The sequence below is a fragment of the Streptomyces sp. NPDC002734 genome (assembly GCF_040295685.1).
Taxonomy (GTDB): domain Bacteria; phylum Actinomycetota; class Actinomycetes; order Streptomycetales; family Streptomycetaceae; genus Streptomyces.
In genome coordinates, this window is sequence record NZ_JBEOVU010000009.1 from 168180 (window position 1) to 189925 (window position 21746).

The window sequence follows — 21746 nt, forward strand, 5'->3', positions numbered from 1 at the left end:
GCACCAAGCGTGTGTGCCCAGTACCCGCGAGGTGCCCTGTCCCCGCTGGTCAGTGACGATTTTAACCACTTCCGCCCGGAAGACCCGCCCGGAGAAGTGACAGTTGTCTCCCGCTGTCCGGACCTCTGACCTCCGAACACCGGTGCCGCGAGGCGATCATCCGCACGAAACCGGCGCGTCACCACCTCGTCACCGACACGATTCTTCACTCCGGAGGGCGAAGGGTCGGGCGAGAAGATGACGCGCCGGTCTCGTGCGCGAGGGTGCCGCCGGGTCAGGCGGACCGGATCATCGGCCCGACCGACGGGATTCGGCCATCCTCTGCTCGGCGATCCGGTCGGCCGCGGCGGCCGGCGGGATGCCGTCCGTCTTCGCCCGGGCGAACAGCTCCAGGGTGGTGTCGAAGATCTTCGTCGCCTTCGCCTTGGCACGGTCGAAGTCGAAACCGAGGAGCTCGTCGGCCACCTGGATCACGCCGCCGGCGTTCACCACGTAGTCCGGCGCGTAGAGGATGCCCCGGTCGGCGAGGTCCTTCTCGATGCCGGGGTGCGCCAGCTGGTTGTTGGCCGCGCCGCACACCACCGTCGCGGTGAGCGCCGCCACGGTGGCGTCGTCGAGCGCGCCGCCGAGGGCGCACGGGGCGTAGATGTCCAGGCCCGGCGTGCGGACCAGTTCCTCCGCGTCCGCCGCGACCCGCACCGAGGGGTGCTGCGCGAGCAGCGCCCGCACGGCCTCCTCGCGGACGTCGGTGACGATCACCTCGGCGCCGTCCGACAGCAGGTGCTCCACCAGGTGGCGCCCGACCTTGCCGACGCCGGCGATGCCGACCGTGCGGCCGCGCAGCGTGGGGTCGCCCCACAGGTGCTGGGCGGAGGCCCGCATGCCCTGGAAGACGCCGAACGAGGTGAGGACCGAGGAGTCGCCCGCCCCGCCGTTCTGCGGGGAGCGCCCGGTGGTCCAACGGCACTCCTGGGCCACCACGTCCATGTCGGCGACGTAGGTGCCGACGTCGCAGGCCGTCACGTACCGGCCGCCCAGCGAGGCGACGAACCGGCCGTAGGCGCGCAGGAGTTCGTCGGTCTTGTGCTTCTCCGGGTCCCCTATGATCACCGCCTTGCCGCCGCCGTGCTCGAGGCCTGCCATGGCGTTCTTGTACGACATCCCGCGGGCCAGGTTGAGGGCGTCGGCGACGGCCTCGGCCTCCGTGGCGTAGGGGTGGAAGCGCGTCCCGCCGAGGGCGGGGCCCAGGGCGGTGGAATGGATGGCGATCACGGCCTTCAGTCCGCTGGCGCGGTCCTGGCAGAGCACGACCTGCTCATGCCCCCCTTGCTCCGACTGGAACAGGGTGTGCAGGACGCCGTCGGTCATTTCGGTCACGGTGGTGACTCCTGGATGAGAAGCGGCGGTTACGGCGGTCCCCGTACGGGTGGCGGGAACCGTGGCACGAGGGTAGAGCCTGGAGAGCCGCCCTGACCGCCTCCACGCAGGATCATCCACGCGAGGAGTACGCGCCGGTCCGGGCCTAGACGGTTCTGGCTGCTTTTCCCAGCATTGCGCCCACTTCGGATCCGGGTGGGACGGGTTTCGGACGTCGGCCCTCGGGGAGGGTGGAGGGGTGCCCAAGGTGACCTCGGTGATCGTTCCCTATCCGGCCTATCTGCGGGTCTACGAGCCACTGGCCGCCTTCCCCCGGGAGGAGCGCGCCCACTGGGAGCGTTACGCGGCCCGTCCGGGACGGCCCACCTGCCAGGACGAGCTGCGGCGTTCCCTCGCCGACCTGCTGGCCACCCCGCCGTCGCCGGTGCCGGCGCACGAGAGCGGGGACGCGTTCGTCACGGAGGTGGACGGCGTGGTCTGCGTGTGTCCCTGGCGGACCCGGCTGCGCGGCTGGCAGGCGCTGCGGGACGTCGGCACGGACCTCCCGCCGACCGTCCTGGACGCCGTGCTGCCGCCGGTGGTGCGCGAGGAGGCCGGCCGCGACTACGAGCGGTGGCTGACCCGTCATCCGGACGCCCGGCCCTGGATCCACAGCGCCACCTGGCACGTCCCGGGGCACTGGTTCGTGCTGGTCGCCGACGAGGAAAGGGAGTGGCGCCCCGGCGCGGACGGCGCGGTGCCGGTGCTCCGCTACCGGACCCGCATGGCCGACGCCCGGCGGCGCCTGGCGCGTGGCCTGCGCACGGTGCGCGAGTCGGTGGGGGAGGGGGCGATGACCGAGGCGCTGGTCGGGGTGGGCCGGTGGCTGGAGGAGTTCCACCCGCGCTCCCTGGTGGAGCTGGACTACGGAGGGCTGGTGCACGCCCTCCCGGCCGACGACCTCGCCGAGGACCACTCGGCGGCGGACGCGGCCGAGGCCCTGGCGGCGCTGCGGGACGGCGACGGGGAGGCGGCCGGCGAGGCGTACGAGCGTCTGGTGGACCGGTGGCGGGCGGTCCGGCAACGCGGGCTGGCCAGCTGACGCCCGGAGCGTGCGGTGGTGAGCCCCCGGAGCGCGCCGGACCCGGATGCACGCCCGTCACGAAACGGACACATATCCCTAAGCGTGACGGAGTGCACGTACCCGGCCCTTGCGTATCTTGCCACCCCTCATGCCAAAATAGGACAAGGAGCCCGGGGAGGGCTCCTGCTGTCCGCCTGGGCGGGCATCGGCGCTGAACGCCTGGGGGGTCTGATGGCCTCTGTGGACTCTGTGACTGATCGTCACAGTGGAGTGACTGTCCGTTATGGCACGGTCCATCGGCTTCCGTCGCTGATGAACACCTGGGAGGGCAATTCCATCGGTTTGGCCGACGCGGCTGGACAGATGGTGTAGTTGTAGTGCCGAGGACAAGCCGTTCGTCCTATAACCGACTCGACTCGCGTCCGCCATTTCGGGCAACGCGGGTCAAGGTGCAGAATTTAGAGGAAAGAACCGAGAACGTCGGTTCTCCCGAGGAGGCCGCTCATGACCGCTCGCACCCCTGATGCCGAGCCGCTGCTGACCCCGGCTGAGGTCGCCACCATGTTCCGCGTCGACCCCAAGACGGTGACGCGGTGGGCGAAGGCCGGCAAGCTCACGTCGATCCGCACGCTCGGCGGGCACCGGCGCTACCGCGAGGCCGAGGTCCGCGCACTGCTGGCGGGCATCCCCCAGCAGCGTAGCGAGGCCTGACAGCCATTGATTCGAAGGTCCGTGGCGATCACGGTGCCCACAATTGAATAGCTGGACGCGCGAGGCGGTCCCCCAGCCGCCGAGACGTCCGTCACTCAGCTCCACACGACGCCGGTCCTGCCCCAACAGGACCTGGTCCAGGGCCTCCGGGCTTCTCGGACATCCCCTTGCACGTTGACGCGTCGTCGATCGCGCTGGACTCCGCCGGGTCCAGCGCGATCTTTTTTTGCCCTCGGGACGGTGACTGAAGGCCTCTCCAAGGCCTCTTCGCGGGACCTCCGGCGGATCTCCACCCCCTGCGCGTCCGCGCAGATCAGAGCGGCGGTCAGGGCGCCGACGAGATCCCGGGGCGGGCCTGCGGGAGAGTGCAATTGCACATATAAAATTGACATGATGTAAGCGGGGGTTAACTACACCCCTTTCAAAAACTGTTGAGGTGACACCTTTCACACCGACGACGGCTTGTTGCCGGTGTGACCTGTGCGCTATTGGACGGGACAGCGGCATATGCGGCCGCCGGCGCCCGTCGGTGCGGCGGGCTCCCCGCACACCTCGCGCCGCCGGAGTGCGGGGCCCTCGCGAGGCGCGTGAGGCCCTGCGGGGTGCGCCGGGGCGCGGGGGGACCGGAGGGGCCTTTCGGGGGCTGTGGTCGGTTTCTGACGCTCTTTCGGGGACGTCCTCCCGGACCCGCATGCCCCGCCGGGCCTTCCCCACACCCGGCCCCTGGCCGGACCCGGGGCCCGGCCGGCCTCTCGTGGGGCTGTCGGCGGTCCCGGTGAGCTCGCCGGCCTCGGCGGGCTCAGCTGTGCGCACACACGACGAAGGCCCGCACCGATGAGGTGCGGGCCTTCGAAGAAGTGCGGTCCTGACGGGATTTGAACCCGCGGCCTCCACCTTGACAGGGTGGCGAGCACTCCAAACTGCTCCACAGGACCAGGTGCTTCACACCGTAGGTTTCCTGTTCGGTCCCCTGCGCTGTGCTGCGAGAAGGACTCTACAGGAGTGCGGCCGCCTGGTCGAACTCACTGTGGGTCAGCCGCTCGTCACCCGTTCGAGGCCGCTCAGGGAGCCAGCCCGTCGATGGTCTTCACGATCCGCTTGTCCGAGACCGGGTAGGCCGTCCCCAGGGCGTGCGCGAAGTAGCTGACCCGCAGCTCCTCGAGCATCCACCGCACCTCCCGCACCGCCTGCGGCACCGGACGGCCCTGCGGCATCTGCTCCAGGAGCCAGGCGTACTCGTCCTGCATCTCGTGCACCTTCTCCATGCGGGTGGTGTCCCGCTGGACGTTGGTGGCCATCTGCTGCAGCCGCCGGTCCGCCGCGACCAGGTACCGCATCAGGTGCGGCAGCCGCGTGAGTCCGGCCTCGGTGACGAAGCCCGGCTTCACGAGGCCGTCCAACTGCCTGCGGACGTCGGTGAGGTTGGCGAGCAGGGCGGGGCTCCTGACCGACTTCAGCCGCCGCTCGCAGGCCTGCCAGGCGGCCAGCACCTGCTGCACCTGACCGACCGCGCGCACCGTGGTGTCCACGATCTCGGCCCGCACCTTGTCGTAGAGCTTCCGGTAGGACTCCTCGTCCCACGCCGGACCTCCGAAGTCCGCGATCAGCTTGTCCGCTGCCGCGAGCGCGCAGTCGTCGAACAGCGCCTGCACGGAGCCGTGCGGGGTGGCCGACAGCGCCAGCTTCTGCGCGTTGGAGAGCCGGTCCAGCGCGAACTTCGCCGGGTTGACCGGGATGTTGCGCACGATCAGCCGCCGGGTGCCCCGCCACATGGCCTCGGCCTGCTCGGCCTCGCTGTCGAACAGCCGTACCGATACCGTGTCGCCGTCGTCCACCAGCGCCGGGAAGGCCTTCACCGGCTGGCCGGCCCGCTTGGTCTCGAAGACCCGGATCAGCGTGCCGATCGTCCAGTCGGTCAGCCCCGTCTGCTCCAGCGAGGGGCCGCCCGAGCGCTCGGCGGTCGCCGCGGCGGCCTTGGAGATGGCCTGGCGGGCCTTGGGGCGCAGCCGCAGCTTCAGCGCCTCGAGGTCCTTGTCCTCGGCCAGCTTGCGGCGCCGCTCGTCGACGATCCGGAAGGTGACCTCGAGGTGGTCCGGCACCTTCGACCGGTCGAAGTCGCCCGGCTCCAGGCGCACCCCCACCATGCGGTGCAGCTCCCGCGCCATCGCCACGTCCAGCGGCTCCTGGCCCGGCACCGCCACGTCGAGGAACCGCTGCGCGAAGTTGGGCGCCGGGACGTAGTTGCGGCGGATCGGCTTGGGCAGCGAGCGGATCATCTCGGTGACCAGTTCCTCGCGCAGGCCGGGGATCTGCCAGTCGAAGCCCTCGTCGGTCACCTGGTTGAGCACCTGCAGCGGGATGTGCACGGTCACGCCGTCCGCGTCCGCGCCGGGCTCGAACTGGTAGGTGACGCGGAAGGTGAGCCGGCCCTGCCGCCAGGAGTCCGGGTAGTCGTCCTTGGTGACCTGGCCGGCCTTCTCGTTGATGAGCATGGACCGCTCGAAGTCGAGCAGGTCCGGCTCCTCCTGGCGCTTGTGCTTCCACCACGAGTCGAAGTGCGCGCCGGAGACGACGTGCTCGGGGATCCGCTGGTCGTAGAAGTCGTACAGGGTCTCGTCGTCGACCAGGATGTCCCGGCGGCGGGCCCGGTGCTCGAGCTCCTCGACCTCGGTGAGCAGCTTGCGGTTGTCCGCGTAGAACTTGTGGTGGGTGCGCCAGTCGCCCTCCACCAGGGCGTTGCGGATGAAGAGTTCGCGGGAGACCTCGGGGTCGATGCGCCCGTAGTTCACCTTGCGCTGGGCGACGATCGGGACGCCGTAGAGCGTCACCTTCTCGTACGCCATCACCGCGGCCTGGTCCTTCTCCCAGTGCGGTTCGCTGTAGGTCCGCTTGAGCAGGTGACCGGCGAGCGGCTCCACCCACTCCGGCTCGATCTTCGCGTTGACCCGCGCCCACAGGCGGGAGGTCTCGACCAGCTCGGCGGACATCACGAACCTCGGCGGCTTCCGGAAGAGCGCCGATCCGGGGAAGATCGCGAACTTGGCGTTGCGCGCGCCGAGGTACTCGTTCCGCGAGGCGCCCTTCGCGGGCTCCTTGCCCCCGGAGTTGGTCGCGGTGTCCTTCACGTCCTTCATGCCGATGTGCGAGAGCAGACCGGCGAGCAGCGAGACGTGCACGGACTGTTCGGGGGCGTCCTCCTCGTTGAGGCGTATCCCCATCTGCTGGGCCACCGACCGGAGCTGGCCGTAGATGTCCTGCCACTCGCGGATCCGCAGGAAGTTCAGGTACTCCTGCTTGCACATCCGGCGGAAGGCGGACGAGCCGCGTTCCTTCTGCTGCTCACGGACGTAACGCCACAGGTTGAGGAAGGTCAGGAAGTCGCTGGACTCGTCCTTGAACCGGGCGTGCTGCTGGTCGGCCTGCGCCTGCTTCTCGGCGGGCCGCTCGCGCGGGTCCTGGATGGAGAGGGCGGAGGCGATCACCATGACCTCGCGGACGCAGCCGTTGCGGTCGGCCTCCAGGACCATCCGCGCCAGCCGCGGGTCCACCGGCAGCTGGGCGAGCTTGCGGCCCGTGTCGGTGAGGCGCTTGCGCGGGTCCTTCTCCGCCGGGTCCAGCGCGCCGAGCTCCTGCAGCAGCTGGACGCCGTCGCGGATGTTGCGGTGGTCCGGCGGGTCGATGAAGGGGAACTTCTCGATGTCGCCGAGGCCGGCGGCGGTCATCTGGAGGATGACCGAGGCCAGGTTGGTGCGCAGGATCTCCGCGTCGGTGAACTCCGGGCGCGCCGCGAAGTCGTCCTCGGAGTACAGGCGGATGCAGATGCCGTCGCTGGTACGGCCGCAGCGGCCCTTGCGCTGGTTGGCGCTGGCCTGCGAGACCGGCTCGATCGGCAGCCGCTGCACCTTGGTGCGGTGGCTGTAGCGGGAGATCCGGGCGAAGCCGGGGTCGATCACGTACTTGATGCCCGGCACCGTCAGCGAGGTCTCGGCCACGTTGGTGGCCAGCACGATCCGGCGGCCGGAGTGCTGCTGGAAGACCCGGTGCTGCTCGGCGTGGGAGAGCCGGGCGTAGAGCGGGAGGATCTCGGTGGACCGGAAGCGTTTCTTGGTGAGCGCGTCCGCGGTGTCGCGGATCTCCCGTTCGCCGGAGAGGAAGACCAGGATGTCGCCCGGTCCCTCCGCCATGAGTTCCTCGCAGGCGTCGGTGATCGCGGTGATCTGGTCGCGGTCCGCCTCTTCGGAATCCTCCTCGAGGAGCGGGCGGTACCGGACCTCCACCGGGTACGTCCGGCCGCTGACCTCGATGATCGGGGCGTCGCCGAAGTGCCGGGAGAACCGCTCCGGGTCGATGGTCGCCGAGGTGATGACGACCTTGAGGTCGGGGCGGCGGGGGAGCAGCTGGGCCAGGTAGCCCAGCAGGAAGTCGATGTTGAGGGACCGCTCGTGCGCCTCGTCGATGATGATCGTGTCGTAGGCGCGCAGGTCGCGGTCGGTCTGGATCTCGGCCAGCAGGATGCCGTCGGTCATCAGCTTGACGAAGGTGTTCTGGCCGACCTGGTCGGTGAACCGGACCTTCCAGCCGACGGCTTCGCCCAGCGGGGTGTTCAGCTCCTCGGCCACGCGCTCGGCCACCGTGCGGGCGGCGATCCGGCGGGGCTGGGTGTGACCGATCATCCCGCGGACGCCGCGGCCCAGCTCCATGCAGATCTTGGGGATCTGGGTGGTCTTGCCGGAGCCGGTCTCACCCGCGACGATCACGACCTGGTGGTCGCGGATCGCCTCGGCGATGTCGTCCTTCTTCTGGCTGACCGGGAGGGCCTGCGGATAGGTGATGGCCGGCACCCGGGAGGCGCGCTCGGCCAGTCGGGCCTCGGCCTTCTCGACCTCCGCCGTGATCTCGGCGAGCACGGCGGCCCGGGCCTCGGGTTTGCGGATCTTCCGGGCGCCCTCGAGTCGCCGCCCCAGCCGATGAGCCTCCCGCAGGGAGAGCTGGGCCAGACGGTGGGCGATGTCGCCGAAGGCGGGCGCGGCGGGGGCGGAGGCAGGCTGCGTAGACATACGCATTCCAGGATCGCACCTTCCCGAACGGGGTGGCGAGCGCATTAACCGGGGGTCGGTGCCCCGGCATGAGCGAGGACGGCACAGCGGACGACAGGAGGACGGCAACAGCGAAGACCCCCTTCGGCAACCGAAGGGGGTCTTCCTGGTGGTGGCTGGGCCCGGGGTCGAACCGGGGACCTTCCGCTTTTCAGGCGGACGCTCGTACCAGCTGAGCTACCCAGCCACGAGGTTTCACGTGAAACCTCAGCGGTCCTGACGGGATTTGAACCCGCGGCCTCCACCTTGACAGGGTGGCGAGCACTCCAAACTGCTCCACAGGACCAAGCTTTGTGCGCGACTTGCGTGAACAGTGTCGCACACGATCTTGCGTGCCCCCAACGGGATTCGAACCCGTGCTACCGCCTTGAAAGGGCGGCGTCCTAGGCCGCTAGACGATGAGGGCTATACGGCCCGCCTGGGCGCTTCTCAGCGCGTCGGGGACGTGAGAAGCATAGGTGATGCCGAGGGGTATCGCCAAAACGTTTAGCGCCCGTCGCCGGACCGTCGTGGCGACGGCTCCGCGGTGGACGGGACGGCTGGCGATCCGGAGCCGGAACCGGAGGGCGAGGGGGAGGCCCCGCCCGGCTGGTTCTCCTCCACCAGATGGCGGCTCACCTCGGCGGTCGTGAGGCCGAGACCGCCCAGCCGGATCTCGTCCCAGGCCTGGAGCCGGCGGCTGTCCCGGTCGAAGTAGAGGACCGACGTCTCGATCGGGTCCGGCTTCTTCCCCTCCAGCGCCCGCAGTCCGCCGCCGCCGGTGGAGCCCTCGGTGCGCAGCCGGGTGCCCAGCTTCATCAGCCAGGTGCGCTGCTTGTGGATGTGGCCGGACAGCACCAGCGGGACCACGCCGTCCACCTTCCGTGCCGCCTGCGGGTCGTGGACGACGGCGACGTCCACGGGCCTGCCGGCGCGGCGGTGGTCGCGGATCTCCGCGGCCAGCTGGACCCCGGCCCGCTCCGCGGCGGCCTTTCCGCCCTGCGGCTTGCTCCGGTCGGGCGTGTACTGGGGGTCGCCGGTCCCCGCGAACCGCAGCCCCGCGACGTCGACCGCCCCGCCCTCGTCCAGCACGTGCACGCCGTCCAGACCGGAGACGTACGTCTGCGTGTCGCGGGAGTCGTGGTTGCCGCGCACCCAGACGTAGGGAGCGCCCAGGTCCGGGATGGGGTCCAGGAAGCGGTTCTCGGCCTTGGTGCCGTGGTCCATGGTGTCGCCGGAGTCCACGATCACGTCGATCTCGTACTGGTCGACCAGGGAGGCGACGATCTCCCAGCTGGCCGGGTTGAGGTGGATGTCGGAGACGTGCAGGACCCGGATCGTCGAGGGGTCGGGCTGGTAGGCCGGGAGGGTGCTGGTGGCGTCGTAGAGCTTGGTGACGTTGGTGACCAGGCGGGCCAGCTCCTGCTGGTAGACGTCGAAGTCCGAGACGATGCTGCGCGCGTTGCCCACCACCGAGGGGGCCGAGGAGAGCAGGCCGGAGAACCGGGGCTCGAGCACCGAGTTGGGGTTCCAGGTGGCCCAGGCGGTGGCACCGGAGGCGCCGAGCAGCGCGAGGGCGAGGCCGCCGGCGGCCAGGGCGCGGCGCGGACGGCGGTAGACGATCAGCCCCAGTGCCGTCGCGCCCACCACCACGGCGGCGCCGGAGCGGACCGCGAGGGTGAGGAGGCCGTCGCCGACGTCCTCGGCGATGGCGTCCTGGAGGCCGGAGATGCGCTCGGGGTGGTCGACCAGGTCGCGCGAGCGCTCCGCGTCCAGCTGGTCGACGTCCACCTGGAGCCGGAAGGGCGCGGTGTGGGTGTCCAGGGACAGCGCGCCCAGCGGCGGTATGCGGATCTCGGTGCCGCCGTCCACCGAGGGGTGCAGGGCCATGGTGGTGTTCACCGGGCCGACCGGGGCGCGGACCACGCCGACGGTCAGCAGGCCCAGCCAGGCCCCGGCCAGCACCACCGCGACCAGCCCGGCGGCCCGCGCCACGGGGTGCGCGCGGTGGCCCGGTTCGGGCCGGATGCCCGGGGAGGACCTCCGCCTCAGCAGGGTGCGTATGCGGTGCGGCACGGCGGACAGGCGGACGTCGAAGCGGGGCATTGGGACCGTATGCCCAGGTCTCCGGCGGGATACGCGGTTCCGCGAGGTGGCGCCGGAACCGCCCGGGCGGGTGTGCGGACGGGCGTTGTGGCACAGAATGGCGGTGTGCTGGAGATGACGCGCGAGGAGTTCGAGGAAACGGTGGCGGAGGCGCTCGACCGGATCCCGCCCGAGCTGACACGGCTGATGGACAACGTCGCCGTGTTCGTCGAGGACGAGCCGCCGGCGGACGACCCGGAGCTGCTGGGGCTGTACGAGGGGACGCCGCTCACCGAACGGGGCGAGTGGTACGCGGGGGTGCTGCCGGACCGGATCACCATCTACCGGAACCCGACCCTGCGGCTCTGCGACACCCGGGAGGACGCGGTCGCCGAGACGGAGGTGACGGTCGTTCACGAGATCGCCCATCACTTCGGCATCGACGACGCGCGCCTGCACGACCTCGGCTACGGCTGAGCCCCGACGCCCGACGCCCGACGCCCGACGCCCGACGCCCGACGCCCGACCGCCGACGTCGGCCCCCGGGCCCCGGCGCCGGCCCCCCGGCGCCCGGTGCGGTGCGGCGGGCGGTGGTGATTGCGCGGCGCACGGGCGTGTCCTCCTGCGCCCGGCGGGAGTTGGGCAGGGTGACTCTCCCCCCGCCCTCGGAGGTGGCTCCCGTGCGCCGTGTGTACGTCCCCGTTCGTATTGCCGCCGCGGTCGTCGCCGTCTCCGCCCTGGCGTCCGGCTGCGTGGACCTTCCGGGTGAGGACGGTGACCGGGCCCGGCCGGCGCGGTCCGCGGAGAGCGACGGCGCCGAGGACGGCGGGGCGGGGTCGGGAGCCCCCGGCGGCGGCGCCTTCGACCCCCGGGTGACCGGCGAGGGCGCGCGCCCCGACTCCGGGGGCTCGCGGCGGCCCGGCGGGTCCGGCAAGGACGAGCGGCGTCCGGCGGACCGGAAGAAGGGCGAGCGTCCCGGGGAGGCCGAGGACCCGGTGGACACGGACCCGGGCGACGTCGAGGAGCCGGGCGAGCCGCTCCCCGCCGATCCCGGCGAGCCCGCGCCCGAGCCGCCCAGCCAGGAACCCAGCCCCGTGCAGCCGCAGCCCTCCCCGCCGCCGCCCTCGCCGGACCCCACTCCGGTCCAGCCGTCCTCCGCGCTGCCCCCCTCGCAGCCCTCCGCGGGCGAGGCGCCGGTGGCCGTGTAGCGGCTCAGGAGTGTGGCGTGGCTCGCGTTCGCCGTTCTCGTTTGCGCGGATGGGCGTGAGGTGCGTATGGTGGTAGATCGTTTGATCCCATTTGCCCGGCGCAGCGAAAAGAGCGCGCCGTGTGGCGCGTTCTCTCCCTTGCCGTGGCTGACCGCATCGAGGCGGTTCCTCGCGAAACACGGAGTTGACGGGCGCGTGCCGACGAGACTCCGGAAGGTTTCGCATAAGCATGTCCATTTCCAGTACTGATCAGTTCGTCGTCGCCGAGAACGAGACGGCGGCCGAGCTCGACGGGAACGACGAGAACTCCGTCGCCGTCGAGGCCCAGGACGCCGTCGAGGCTCCCGAGGTCACCGAGGCCGCGGACGCCGCCGAGGAGCAGGCTCCCGAGGAGACGGGGCCGACCTTCGCCGACCTCGGCCTCCCCGAGGGCGTCGTGCGCAAGCTCGCGCAGAACGGCGTGACCAAGCCCTTCCCGATCCAGGCCGCGACCATCCCGGACGCCCTGGCCGGCAAGGACATCCTGGGCCGTGGCCGCACCGGCTCCGGCAAGACCCTCTCCTTCGGTCTGCCGGCCCTGGCCCGCCTGGCCGGCGGCCGCACCGAGAGGAAGCGCCCGCGCGCCGTCATCCTCACCCCCACCCGTGAGCTGGCCATGCAGGTCGCGGACGCCCTGCAGCCCTACGGCGACGTGCTCGGCCTCAAGATGAAGGTCGTCTGCGGCGGCACCTCGATGAGCAACCAGATCTACGCCCTGGAGCGGGGCGTCGACGTCCTCGTCGCCACCCCGGGCCGTCTGCGCGACATCATCGGCCGCGGCGCCTGCTCGCTGGGCGACGTCCAGGTCGCGGTCCTCGACGAGGCCGACCAGATGTCCGACCTGGGCTTCATGCCCGAGGTCACCGAGCTGCTCGACCAGATCCCGGCCGGCGGCCAGCGGATGCTCTTCTCCGCCACCATGGAGAACGAGATCAAGACCCTGGTCGACCGCTACCTGCAGAACCCGGTCAGCCACGAGGTCGACGCCGCCCAGGGCGCCGTCACCACGATGTCGCACCACATCCTGATCGTGAAGCCGAAGGACAAGGCTCCGGTCACCGCGGCGATCGCCTCCCGCAAGGGCCGCACGATCATCTTCGTCCGCACCCAGCTGGGCGCCGACCGCATCGCCGAGCAGCTCCGTGACTCCGGTGTGAAGGCGGACGCCCTGCACGGCGGCATGACCCAGGGCGCGCGTACGCGCACCCTGGCGGACTTCAAGGACGGTTACGTCAACGTCCTGGTCGCCACCGACGTCGCCGCCCGCGGCATCCACGTCGACGGCATCGACCTGGTCCTCAACGTGGACCCGGCCGGCGACCACAAGGACTACCTGCACCGTGCCGGCCGCACTGCCCGTGCCGGCCGCACCGGCACCGTCGTCTCGCTGTCGCTGCCGCACCAGCGCCGGCAGATCTTCCGGCTGATGGAGGACGCGGGCATCGACGCCGGGCGTCACATCATCCAGAGCGGCACGGCCTTCGAGCCCGAGGTCGCCGAGATCACCGGCGCCCGGTCGATGACCGAGCTCCAGGCCGAGTCGGTGGCCGGCTCCGCCGCCCAGGCCGAGCGTGAGGTCGCCCAGCTCACCAAGGAGCTGGAGCGTCTGCAGCGCCGCGCCGCCGAGCTGCGCGACGAGGCCGACCGCCTCACCGCCCGTGCCGCCCGCGAGCGCGGGGACGACCCGGAGGCCGCGCTGGCCGAGGCCGCCGTCGTCCGTGAGGCCGCGGAGGCCACCGAGGCCGCCGCCGTCTCCGTCCCGGAGCAGCCGAGCGCCCAGCAGGTCGACCGCACCGAGCGCGAGGACCGCCCGCAGCGCCGTGACGACCGCGGCAACGACCGTGGCGACCGTCCGTTCAACCGTGACGACCGCGGCGGCGACCGCGGTGGCCGTTCCTTCGAGCGTCGTGACGACCGCGGCGGTGACCGTGGTGGCCGTTCGTTCGAGCGTCGTGACGACCGGGGCGGCGACCGTGGCGGCTTCCGCCGCGACGACCGCGGTGACCGTGGCGGCCGTTCCTTCGAGCGCCGCGACGACCGTCCGTTCAACCGCGACCGCCGTGACGACCGGAGCGACCGCCCGTTCAACCGCGACGACCGCGGTGGCCGTCCGTTCAACCGTGACGACCGCGGCGGCGACCGTGGCGGCCGTCCGTTCGAGCGTCGTGACGACCGTGGTGGTTTCCGCGGCAACGACCGTGGCGACCGTCCGTTCAACCGTGACGACCGCGGCGGTGACCGTGGCGGCCGTCCGTTCGAGCGTCGTGACGACCGTGGTGGTTTCCGCGGCAACGACCGTGGCGACCGTCCGTTCAACCGTGACGACCGCGGCGGCGACCGTGGCGGCCGTCCGTTCGAGCGCCGCGACGACCGTGGTGGTTTCCGCGGCAACGACCGTCCGTTCAACCGTGACCGCCGTGACGACCGCCCGGGCTTCCGCGCCGGTGGCACCTCGGACCGTCCGTTCGGCCGCCGCGACGACCGTCGTGACGACCACCGCGGTGGCTCCTTCGGCCGCCGTGACGAGAAGCCGCGCTGGAAGCGCAACGGCTGACGCGCCCGCGCACACCGCCTGTGAGGGCCCGCACGACTCCGGTCGTGCGGGCCCTCCGCGCTTCCCGCGCGCCGCCGGCCCCGGATACCCGCTCGGACGGGAGGCCCCCTCCCGCTATGCTCGGGGAAGCAACATCACCCTGGGCCCTTAGCTCAATTGGCAGAGCAGTGGACTTTTAATCCATTGGTTGTGGGTTCGAGTCCCACAGGGCCTACTTCTGACGCGGCGCATGCGCCCGGCCGACCCCGGCCGGAGCATGCGCCGCGTCACGTCCCGGAGCCGCCCCATGCCGCACCCCTACGTCCTGCTCTCCGCCGCCGTCTCGCTCGACGGCTGCCTCGACGACACCGGCCCGGAGCGGCTGCTGCTCTCGGGCCCCGAGGACTTCGACCGGGTCGACGCGGTGCGGGCCGCGAGCGACGCGATCCTCATCGGGGCCGGCACCCTGCGCGCCGACGACCCGCGGCTGGTGGTCCGCTCGCCCGCACGGCGGGCCGCGCGCACCGCCGCCGGGCTTCCGGAGTTCCCGCTCAAGGTGCTCGTCACCGGTTCGGGTGAACTGGACCCGGCGGCCCGCTTCTGGCGCACCGGCGGCCGCAAGGCCGTCTACACCACGGACGGGGGCGCATCGCGGGCGCAGGAGGCGCTGCGTGGCCAAAAGGACGTCGAGGTGGTCCCGGTGGGACCGGAACTGGACTGGCGGGCCGTTCTGGAGCACCTCCACGCCGTCCACCGGGTGCGACGGCTGATGGTGGAGGGAGGCGGCAGCGTCCACACCCAGCTGCTGCGCCTCGGACTCGCCGACGAGCTCCAGCTGGCGCTGGCCCCGCTGCTGGTCGGCGAACCGGACGCGCCGCGGCTCTTCGGCCCGGGTGGCTATCCGCCGGGCCGCCTGCGGCTGGAGGAGACCCGGCCGGTGGGCGATGTGGTGCTCGCCCGCTACCGGCCGGTCGCCCCGGGCGCCGGCCCCTCGGTCTCCGCCGCCGACCGGTACTGGCTGGGCCTCGCCTGCGACCTGGCCGAGGAGTGCCCGCCGTCCCGCACCGCGTTCAGCGTGGGCGCGGTGGTGGTGGCCGAGGACGGGACCGAGCTGGCCCGCGGCCACTCCCGGGAGGGGGGCGACCCGGTGGTCCACGCGGAGGAGGCGGCGCTCGCCAAGATCGACCCGGCCGACCCGCGGCTGCCCGGGGCCACCGTCTACAGCAGCCTGGAGCCCTGTGCCCGCCGTGCCTCCCGGCCGGCCCCGTGCGCGCGGCTGATCCTCGACGCGGGGGTGCGGCGGGTGGTCACCGCCTGGCGGGAGCCCGACACCTTCGTGGCGGCCGCGGACGGCAGCGGGGTGCTGGCGGCGGGCGGCGTCCGGGTGGTGCTGCTGCCCGAGTACGAGGAGCGTGCCGTGCGGCCCAACCGCCACCTGTCCGGCGGGGCGACGTGAACCGATTCGCTTTTCCCCCGCGCCATGTCGTACAGTGAAGACACAACGACGCGGGGTGGAGCAGCTCGGTAGCTCGCTGGGCTCATAACCCAGAGGTCGCAGGTTCAAATCCTGTCCCCGCTACTGAAGACTCAGGGCCGGAATCCTTTCAAGGATTCCGGCCCTGAGTGTTTGTGTCGTGCTCTCCTTCCTCCGCTTCATCCGCCCGGAGGCCAGCGGTCGCCGCTTTCGCCCGGGCGCGGAACGATGGTCTCCATGCTGAGGCGAGGCGGACCGGTGGATCCGGAGATCGAGGAGGCCCTCGGGTCCGGCCGCCGGTGGTTCCACTACGCCCGCATGGTGCTGCGGGTGCTGCCGTTCATCGCCCTGGTACTCGGCCTGGTCTACGACGGCCTGACGCCGCCGGACGTGACCCCGGTGCCGTTCTTCGCCGCCGCCCCGCTCATCGCGGCCCCGCTCTACACCCTCCGGGCAACGGTGCTCATCGGACTGCTGGCCACCGGTTGCATCCTCACCATGGAACTGATCCGGGACGCGAACTCGCCGGCGCTGCTGGCCACCGAGCTGTTCACGGTGGTCGTCGTCTCGGTGCTGTCGTGCGTGATGAACACCGCGGTGCACCGGGTCGACCTGCGCCTCGCGTCCGCCCGGCAGATGGCCGAGGCGGCGATGCGAGCCGTGATGCCGCCGCCGCAGCGGCGGATCGGCGCCCTGCGGATCGCCTCGCGGTACGAGGCCGCCCTCCAGGAGGCGAACATCGGCGGCGATCTCTACGCCGTGCACGACACCCCGCACGGGGTGCGGATGGTGCTGGGGGACGTGCGCGGTAAGGGGATGGAGGCCGTGGCCGCGGTCGCGGTCGTCGTCGGCGCCTTCCGCGAGGTGGCGGAACGGGCCGACAGCATCGAGCAGGCCGCGGAACACATGGAACAGGCGGTGGTGCGTGAGCGGGACCGACGGGCGGTGGAGCTGGAGCAGCAGGAGGGCTTTGTGCCGGCGGTGTTCGCCGAGTTCTCCCAGGACGGCCGGAGCGTGTCGATCGTCAACCACGGTCATCCGCCGCCGCTGCTGCTGGAGCCGGGGGCGCCGCCGCGGTTGCTGGACCCGGGGGAGGCCGGGAGTCCGCTCGCCCTCTCGGAGCTCACCGGGCCGCCCCGACCCGGACCGCCCGTTCCGCTGCGGCCGGGCGCCACGGTGCTCTTCTACACCGACGGCCTGACCGAGGCGCGGGACGAGGAAGGTGTGTTCTACGACCCGGTCGCGCGGCTGGAGGGGCGGGACTTCCGAGAGCCGGAGGACCTTCTGCAGTTCCTGTCCGAGGACGTGGCCCTGCACTCCGGGGGAGACGTCGAGGACGACATGGCCCTGCTCGTCGTACGGACCCTGTGACCGGCCGGAACACGGCAGCGGCACCCGGTACGCAGGGGGACCCCGGTGTAACGATCAAGCCAAGGCGGCGGTGGCCGTGTGACCGAAGCCATGTCCGTTTCGCCCTGATGAACCTCCATAGGTTCGGGCCACAGGGTCGGACGATGTGAAGGAACGGCTTGGAAATGAGCCACCGCTTCTATTAACGTTCGATAACGCAGCGCGCGGCTGTCCCAGCCGTCACAAGCGACGGCTCCGTGCGCTCTGCCGAATCCCGTAAGGGAACCGGGGAACCACTTTCCGGGGTGAATCGGGCGTATCTCCGTATACGCGCGTAGGAGACCTTCCCGCTCCGAACCCGTCAGCTAACCCGGTAGGCGAGACGGAAGGAAAGGAGCGCGCCCCCGTGGCGTCCAACCCCCCTGCCCCTGAACTGCCCTTCGTGCCGAGCCAGCGTGCGGCCGCCGACGCGTACGGTCCCGCCGGATTCCCCGGCGAGGGCTCCTTCGAGGAGTGGAACCCCAGCGAGGGGACGGTCTCCAGAGGCCGTCACCGGGTGACCAAGCAGCGGGGCCTGGCCCGCAGTTCCACCGTCCTCGGCGTCGGTGTGATCGCCGCCGTCGGCGCGGGCGGCATGGCCACCGCCGCGCCCGGCAAGGCCCCGGTGCACATCACCATGCCGCAGATGCCGTCGCTGGACCCGGTCACCTCCCTGCTTCCCGGCGGCGACGAGACCGAAACCGCGGCCGCCGAGCAGGCCCCCAGCGTCCTCGGCGAGATGGGCGTGGGCGTCGCCCCGGCCGAGACTCCGTCCTCCGCCGACGCCGGCGAGGCGCTGCGCACCCGCATCATGGCGCAGGCCGCCCAGCAGGAGCAGGAGGCCGAGACGCAGGCCGCGCTGGAGGCCCAGGAGGCCGCCGCCCAGGCCGCCGCCGAGAAGGCGGCCAAGGAGAAGGCGGAGGCGGAGGCCCGTGAGGCCGCCGCCGAGAAGGCCGAGGAGGAGGCCAAGGCCAAGGCCGAGGCCGAGCGCATCGCCAAGCTGGCGGCCAGCTTCGTCTCGCCGGCGTCCTCCTACACGATCACCTCCACGTACATGCAGGCCGGCTCCATGTGGTCCTCCGGCTACCACACGGGCCTGGACCTCGCGGCTCCCACCGGCACGCTGCTGAAGGCCGTCCACACCGGCACCGTCACCGAGGCCGGCTGGGCCGGCTCGTACGGCTACCGGACCATCCTCACCCTCGAGGACGGCACCGAGCTCTGGTACTGCCACCAGTCCTCGATCAACGTCAGCGTCGGCCAGAAGGTGACCACCGGCGACGTCATCGGCCGGGTGGGCGCGACCGGCAACGTCACCGGCCCGCACCTGCACCTCGAGGTGCACCCGGGCGGCGGCGACGGCGTCGACCCGATGGCCTGGATGGCCGCGCGCGGCGTCAACCTCTGACGAACGCCGGTTCCCTCCCCCCGCTTTCGAACAGATGCGGTCGGCCGGCGGCGCGTCGGAATGCGCCGCCGGCCGGACGCGTTGGTGACCGTCATGAGTGAACTGCGCAAGCTGGGTACGTCCGGCCTCGAGGTGTTCCCGCTCGCCCTCGGCGGCAACGTCTTCGGATGGACCGCCGACGAGCGGGAGTCCTTCGCCGTCCTCGACGCGTACACCGCGGCGGGCGGCAACTTCGTCGACACCGCCGACTCGTACTCCGCCTGGGTGGAGGGCAACGAGGGCGGCGAGTCGGAGACCGTCATCGGCAGGTGGCTCAAGGCCCGGGGCAACCGCTCCGAGGTCGTGGTCGCCACCAAGGTGAGCCAGCACCCGCAATACCGCGGGCTGTCCGCCGCCAACATCAGGGCGGCGGCGGAGGCTTCGCTGCGCCGGCTGGGCACCGACCACATCGACCTGTACTACACGCACTTCGACCAGCCCGAAACGCCGGTCGAGGAGATCCTGCTCGCCCTCGACCAACTGGTCCGCGAGGGCAAGGTGCGGGCGATCGGCGCGTCCAACATCACCGCCGAGCGGCTCCAGGAGTCGCTGGACTTCTCCGAGCGCGAGGGCTTCGCCCGCTACGCGGTCATCCAGCCGCACTACAACTTGGTCTCCCGGGACACCTACGAAGGCCGTCTGCGCGATGTCGCCGAGCGGGCGGGGCTGGCCGCCGTGCCGTACTACGCGCTGGCGTCCGGCTTTCTGACCGGCAAGTACCGCCCGGGGACGACCGTGGACAGTCCGCGGGCGACCGGAGCGGCCCGGCACCTGGAGAGCGGGCGCGGCCTGCGCGTCCTGGCCGCCCTCGACGAGATCGCCGAGGCACACGGCGCGTCCCCGGCCACGGTGGCCCTGGCCTGGCTGGCCGCCCGCCCGACGGTGGTCGCGCCGATCGCCTCCGCCCGCACGGTGGACCAGCTGCCCGCCCTCACGGCGGTCGCCGGCCTGCGGCTCACCGACGAGGAGACGGCCCGGCTGGACGCGGCCTCCGACTGATCCGCCGTGCCGCCGGTTCCTCAGACCCGGCGGAAGAGCAGGTCGCGCACGACGTGCCCCTTGTCCAGCCCCTGACCCTCGAACCGGGTGATGGGACGGAACTCCGGCCGGGGCGCGAAGTGCCCGTCGGGCTGCGTGTTGGCGAAGCGGGGGTGCGCGGTCAGCACCTCCATCATCTGCTCCGCGTACGGCTCCCAGTCCGTGGCGCAGTGCAGCACCGCGCCCGGGCGGAGCCGGTCGGCGGCCAGGTCCAGGAACTCGGGCTGGATCAGCCGCCGCTTGTGGTGCCGCTTCTTGGGCCAGGGGTCGGGGAAGTAGACGCGCAGCCCGGCCAGCGCGTCGGGCGTGAGCATCTCGCGGAGCAGGATGATCGCGTCGCCGTTGGCCACGCGGACGTTGCCGAGTCCGCTCCTCTCGGCGAGGCTCAGGAGGTTGCCCTGGCCCGGGGTGTGCACGTCCACCGCGAGGATGTTGGTCGCCGGGTCGTCGGCGGCCATCTGCGCGGTGGCCTCGCCCATGCCGAAGCCGATCTCCAGCACGACGGGGCGGTCGTCACCGAAGAGCTCGGTGAGGTCCAGGGTGCGGCGGCCGTCGATGTCCAGGCCCCACCGGGCCCAGAGCCGCTCGATGGCGTCGGCCTGGCCGGTGGTCACCCGGCTGCGGCGGGGCTGGAAGCTGCGGATGCGGCGCTCGTGGTGGGAGCCGGCCGGATCGGGCTGCGGTCCGTCCGGGAACCGGGGGGTCCGGGCGGGGCGGCGGCTGGGGTTCGGGGCGTCAGACACAATGCCCCGATTCTACGGCGCACCGCTCCTTCGCCCCGCTCCCACCACCCCCGGTACGGGCGCCGCCGTGCCGGGGGCGACGGAGGTCAGGCCGGGGTGCCGAGGAGAGGGCGGGCGCGTTCGCGTAACTCCACAACCCGCGGTTCGTCGCCGTACGGCTCGAGCCGGGTGAGCAGGTCCTTGACGTACTCCGTGGTGCGGGCGGACGAGATCCGCCCGGCCACCTCGACCGCGCGGACCCCCTGCTCGCAGGCGGCGTCGAGGTTGCCGGACTCCAGTTCGGCCACCGCGGAGACCACCAGCCGCAGCCCGTGTGAGCGCACGAACTCCTCGGTGGGCTTGGACAGCGCCTGCTCGGTGAACCGCCGCACCTGCCCGGGCGCCTTCAGGTCGCGGTAGCACTCGGCGGCGTCGGCGCAGAACCGGTCGTAGCCGTAGAAGCCGAGCCAGGTCGGGTCGTTGTCCCCCTCACGGGAGCGCTCCAGCCAGCTCTCGGAGGCCTTCAGCGCCGTCCCCGCCGCGGCCGCGTCCCCCGCCTTGGCGTGGGCCCGCGCCTCGACCAGGCGGAAGAAGCTCATGGTGCGGGCCGTGGCCAGCCCTCTGTTGCGCTCCACCGCGGCCTGGGCGAGGTCCACGCCCTCGTCGCCGAAGCCCCGGTAGGTGGCCTGGAGGGACATGGACGCCAGGACGTAGCCGCCCAGCGGCACGTCCGCCGCCGCGCGGGCCAGCCGCAGGGCCTGGATGTAGTAGCGCTGCGCGGCCTCCTGCTGCCCGGTGTCGAAGGCCATCCAGCCCGCCAGCCGGGTCAGCTCGGCGCTCGCCCCGAAGAGCGCGCGCCCGACGTCGTCGGAGTACGAACCGAGCAGCAGCGGCGCCGCCTCGACCCGCAGGCACTCGGGCACCATCGAGGACCGCCAGTCCCCGCCGCCGTACTTGGAGTCCCACCGCCGCGCGTCCTCCGCCGCCTCGCGCAGTTTGCGGACGTCGCTGTGGCCCACCTTCAGCGGCGAGCCGGACCCCTCCGTGGCGCCGGCCTCGCGCGCCACCGAGGTGTCGGCCGGGGATATCAGCCAGCGCGAGGCGGGTGTCGCGTAGGCGGAGACGGCGAAGGAACCGGCGAGCGACTGCCAGATGCCGCCCGAGCCCGCCCGCCGGCCGGCCAGGTCGAGCCGGTACAGCTCGGTGGCCGACCGCACCGCCTGGCCGACGTCGCGCGGGAAGGCCAGACCGACCTCGGGCGTCGGATCGGCGTCCGCCAGCCCGATCTCGTGCAGCGGGACCGGCCGGCCGAGCTTCTGCCCGATGGCGGCCGCGATCAGATGGGGGGCCGCGCCCTGCGGCACCATGCCCTTGGACACCCAGCGCGCCACCGACGTCTTGTCGTACCGGAGCGTCAGACCGCGCTGCGCCCCCAGGTCGTTCACCCGCCGCGCCAGCCCCGCGTTGCTGATGCCCGCGAGGGCGAGAACGGCGCCGAGCTTCTCGTTCGGCCCGCGTTGCTCCCTGGACATCCGGTTCCCCCTCGGCAGAGACGGCTGCCGCGGCTGGCATAAACCCGCGGCAT

14 protein-coding genes, 6 tRNA genes and 1 riboswitch are annotated in these 21746 nt (G+C 72.0%); of the genes, 11 read left to right on the forward strand and 9 right to left on the reverse strand.

From position 1 onward, the window contains the following. Positions 1 to 288: 288 nt before the first annotated feature. A complete protein-coding gene (locus ABT026_RS11060) occupies positions 289 to 1368 on the reverse strand; it encodes a Leu/Phe/Val dehydrogenase (protein ID WP_351113899.1) in 1080 nt (359 codons plus the stop codon). Between the two features lie 247 nt (positions 1369 to 1615). Between ABT026_RS11060 and ABT026_RS11065 the strand changes: the two genes are divergently transcribed. Together ABT026_RS11065 and bldC are read left to right on the forward strand one after the other, a co-directional pair. Continuing rightward, complete coding sequence (locus tag ABT026_RS11065; protein WP_351113864.1) at positions 1616 to 2458, forward strand: DUF8083 family protein; 843 nt, start codon at positions 1616 to 1618, stop codon at positions 2456 to 2458. Positions 2459 to 2944: 486 nt separating this feature from the next. Continuing rightward, positions 2945 to 3151, forward strand: coding sequence for a developmental transcriptional regulator BldC (bldC, locus tag ABT026_RS11070; RefSeq protein ID WP_003949541.1), 207 nt, complete (start codon positions 2945 to 2947; stop codon positions 3149 to 3151). Between the two features lie 860 nt (positions 3152 to 4011). Here the strand turns inward: bldC and ABT026_RS11075 are convergent. From ABT026_RS11075 to ABT026_RS11100, 6 genes are all read right to left on the reverse strand, one after another. Continuing rightward, positions 4012 to 4086 (reverse strand) — tRNA-Asp (locus tag ABT026_RS11075). A gap of 126 nt (positions 4087 to 4212) precedes the next feature. After that, the gene (gene hrpA / locus ABT026_RS11080; RefSeq protein WP_351113865.1) at positions 4213 to 8208 is read right to left on the reverse strand and encodes an ATP-dependent RNA helicase HrpA; all 3996 of its coding nucleotides are present in this window, start codon (positions 8206 to 8208) and stop codon (positions 4213 to 4215) included. A 149-nt stretch (positions 8209 to 8357) separates the two neighbouring features. After that, positions 8358 to 8434: transfer RNA gene (locus tag ABT026_RS11085), tRNA-Phe, on the reverse strand. 24 nt (positions 8435 to 8458) lie between these two features. Then, positions 8459 to 8533: transfer RNA gene (locus ABT026_RS11090), tRNA-Asp, on the reverse strand. A gap of 47 nt (positions 8534 to 8580) precedes the next feature. Beyond that, positions 8581 to 8653, reverse strand: a tRNA-Glu gene (locus ABT026_RS11095). Between the two features lie 80 nt (positions 8654 to 8733). Continuing rightward, the gene (locus tag ABT026_RS11100) at positions 8734 to 10332 is read right to left on the reverse strand and encodes a metallophosphoesterase family protein (protein WP_351113866.1); all 1599 of its coding nucleotides are present in this window, start codon (positions 10330 to 10332) and stop codon (positions 8734 to 8736) included. A gap of 105 nt (positions 10333 to 10437) precedes the next feature. Here ABT026_RS11100 and ABT026_RS11105 point away from each other — a divergent pair, with 105 nt between their 5' ends. The 9 genes from ABT026_RS11105 to ABT026_RS11145 all read left to right on the forward strand — a co-directional run bounded on the left by ABT026_RS11105 (position 10438) and on the right by ABT026_RS11145 (position 19400). Further along, a complete protein-coding gene (locus tag ABT026_RS11105) occupies positions 10438 to 10788 on the forward strand; it encodes a metallopeptidase family protein (RefSeq protein ID WP_351113867.1) in 351 nt (116 codons plus the stop codon). A gap of 203 nt (positions 10789 to 10991) precedes the next feature. Next, positions 10992 to 11519, forward strand: coding sequence for a hypothetical protein (locus ABT026_RS11110; protein WP_351113868.1), 528 nt, complete (start codon positions 10992 to 10994; stop codon positions 11517 to 11519). Positions 11520 to 11748: 229 nt separating this feature from the next. Next, positions 11749 to 14112, forward strand: a complete 2364-nt coding sequence (locus ABT026_RS11115; RefSeq protein WP_351113869.1) for a DEAD/DEAH box helicase — start codon at positions 11749 to 11751, stop codon at positions 14110 to 14112. Between the two features lie 141 nt (positions 14113 to 14253). Then, positions 14254 to 14326 (forward strand) — tRNA-Lys (locus ABT026_RS11120). Between the two features lie 72 nt (positions 14327 to 14398). Beyond that, the gene (locus tag ABT026_RS11125; RefSeq protein WP_351113870.1) at positions 14399 to 15547 is read left to right on the forward strand and encodes a dihydrofolate reductase family protein; all 1149 of its coding nucleotides are present in this window, start codon (positions 14399 to 14401) and stop codon (positions 15545 to 15547) included. Positions 15548 to 15596: 49 nt separating this feature from the next. Continuing rightward, positions 15597 to 15670 (forward strand) — tRNA-Met (locus tag ABT026_RS11130). Between the two features lie 132 nt (positions 15671 to 15802). Beyond that, positions 15803 to 16936 (forward strand): PP2C family protein-serine/threonine phosphatase, encoded by a 1134-nt coding sequence (locus ABT026_RS11135; protein WP_351113871.1) that lies wholly within the window; start codon positions 15803 to 15805, stop codon positions 16934 to 16936. A 234-nt stretch (positions 16937 to 17170) separates the two neighbouring features. Further along, positions 17171 to 17310: riboswitch (cyclic di-AMP (ydaO/yuaA leader) on the forward strand. A gap of 11 nt (positions 17311 to 17321) precedes the next feature. Next, on the forward strand, positions 17322 to 18362 hold the full coding sequence (locus ABT026_RS11140; RefSeq protein WP_351113873.1) for a M23 family metallopeptidase: 1041 nt from the start codon (positions 17322 to 17324) through the stop codon (positions 18360 to 18362). A 93-nt stretch (positions 18363 to 18455) separates the two neighbouring features. Then, positions 18456 to 19400 (forward strand): aldo/keto reductase, encoded by a 945-nt coding sequence (locus tag ABT026_RS11145; RefSeq protein ID WP_351113874.1) that lies wholly within the window; start codon positions 18456 to 18458, stop codon positions 19398 to 19400. 20 nt (positions 19401 to 19420) lie between these two features. Here ABT026_RS11145 and trmB read toward each other — a convergent pair whose 3' ends face one another. Further along, positions 19421 to 20182 carry a tRNA (guanosine(46)-N7)-methyltransferase TrmB gene (gene trmB / locus ABT026_RS11150; protein ID WP_351113876.1) on the reverse strand — a complete coding sequence of 254 codons (762 nt, stop codon included), beginning with the start codon at positions 20180 to 20182 and terminating at the stop codon, positions 19421 to 19423. An 86-nt stretch (positions 20183 to 20268) separates the two neighbouring features. Beyond that, entirely contained in the window at positions 20269 to 21693 is a 1425-nt protein-coding gene (locus ABT026_RS11155; RefSeq protein ID WP_351113877.1) for an NsdA family TPR-like regulatory protein, read from the reverse strand. Between the last annotated feature and the right edge of the window lie 53 nt (positions 21694 to 21746).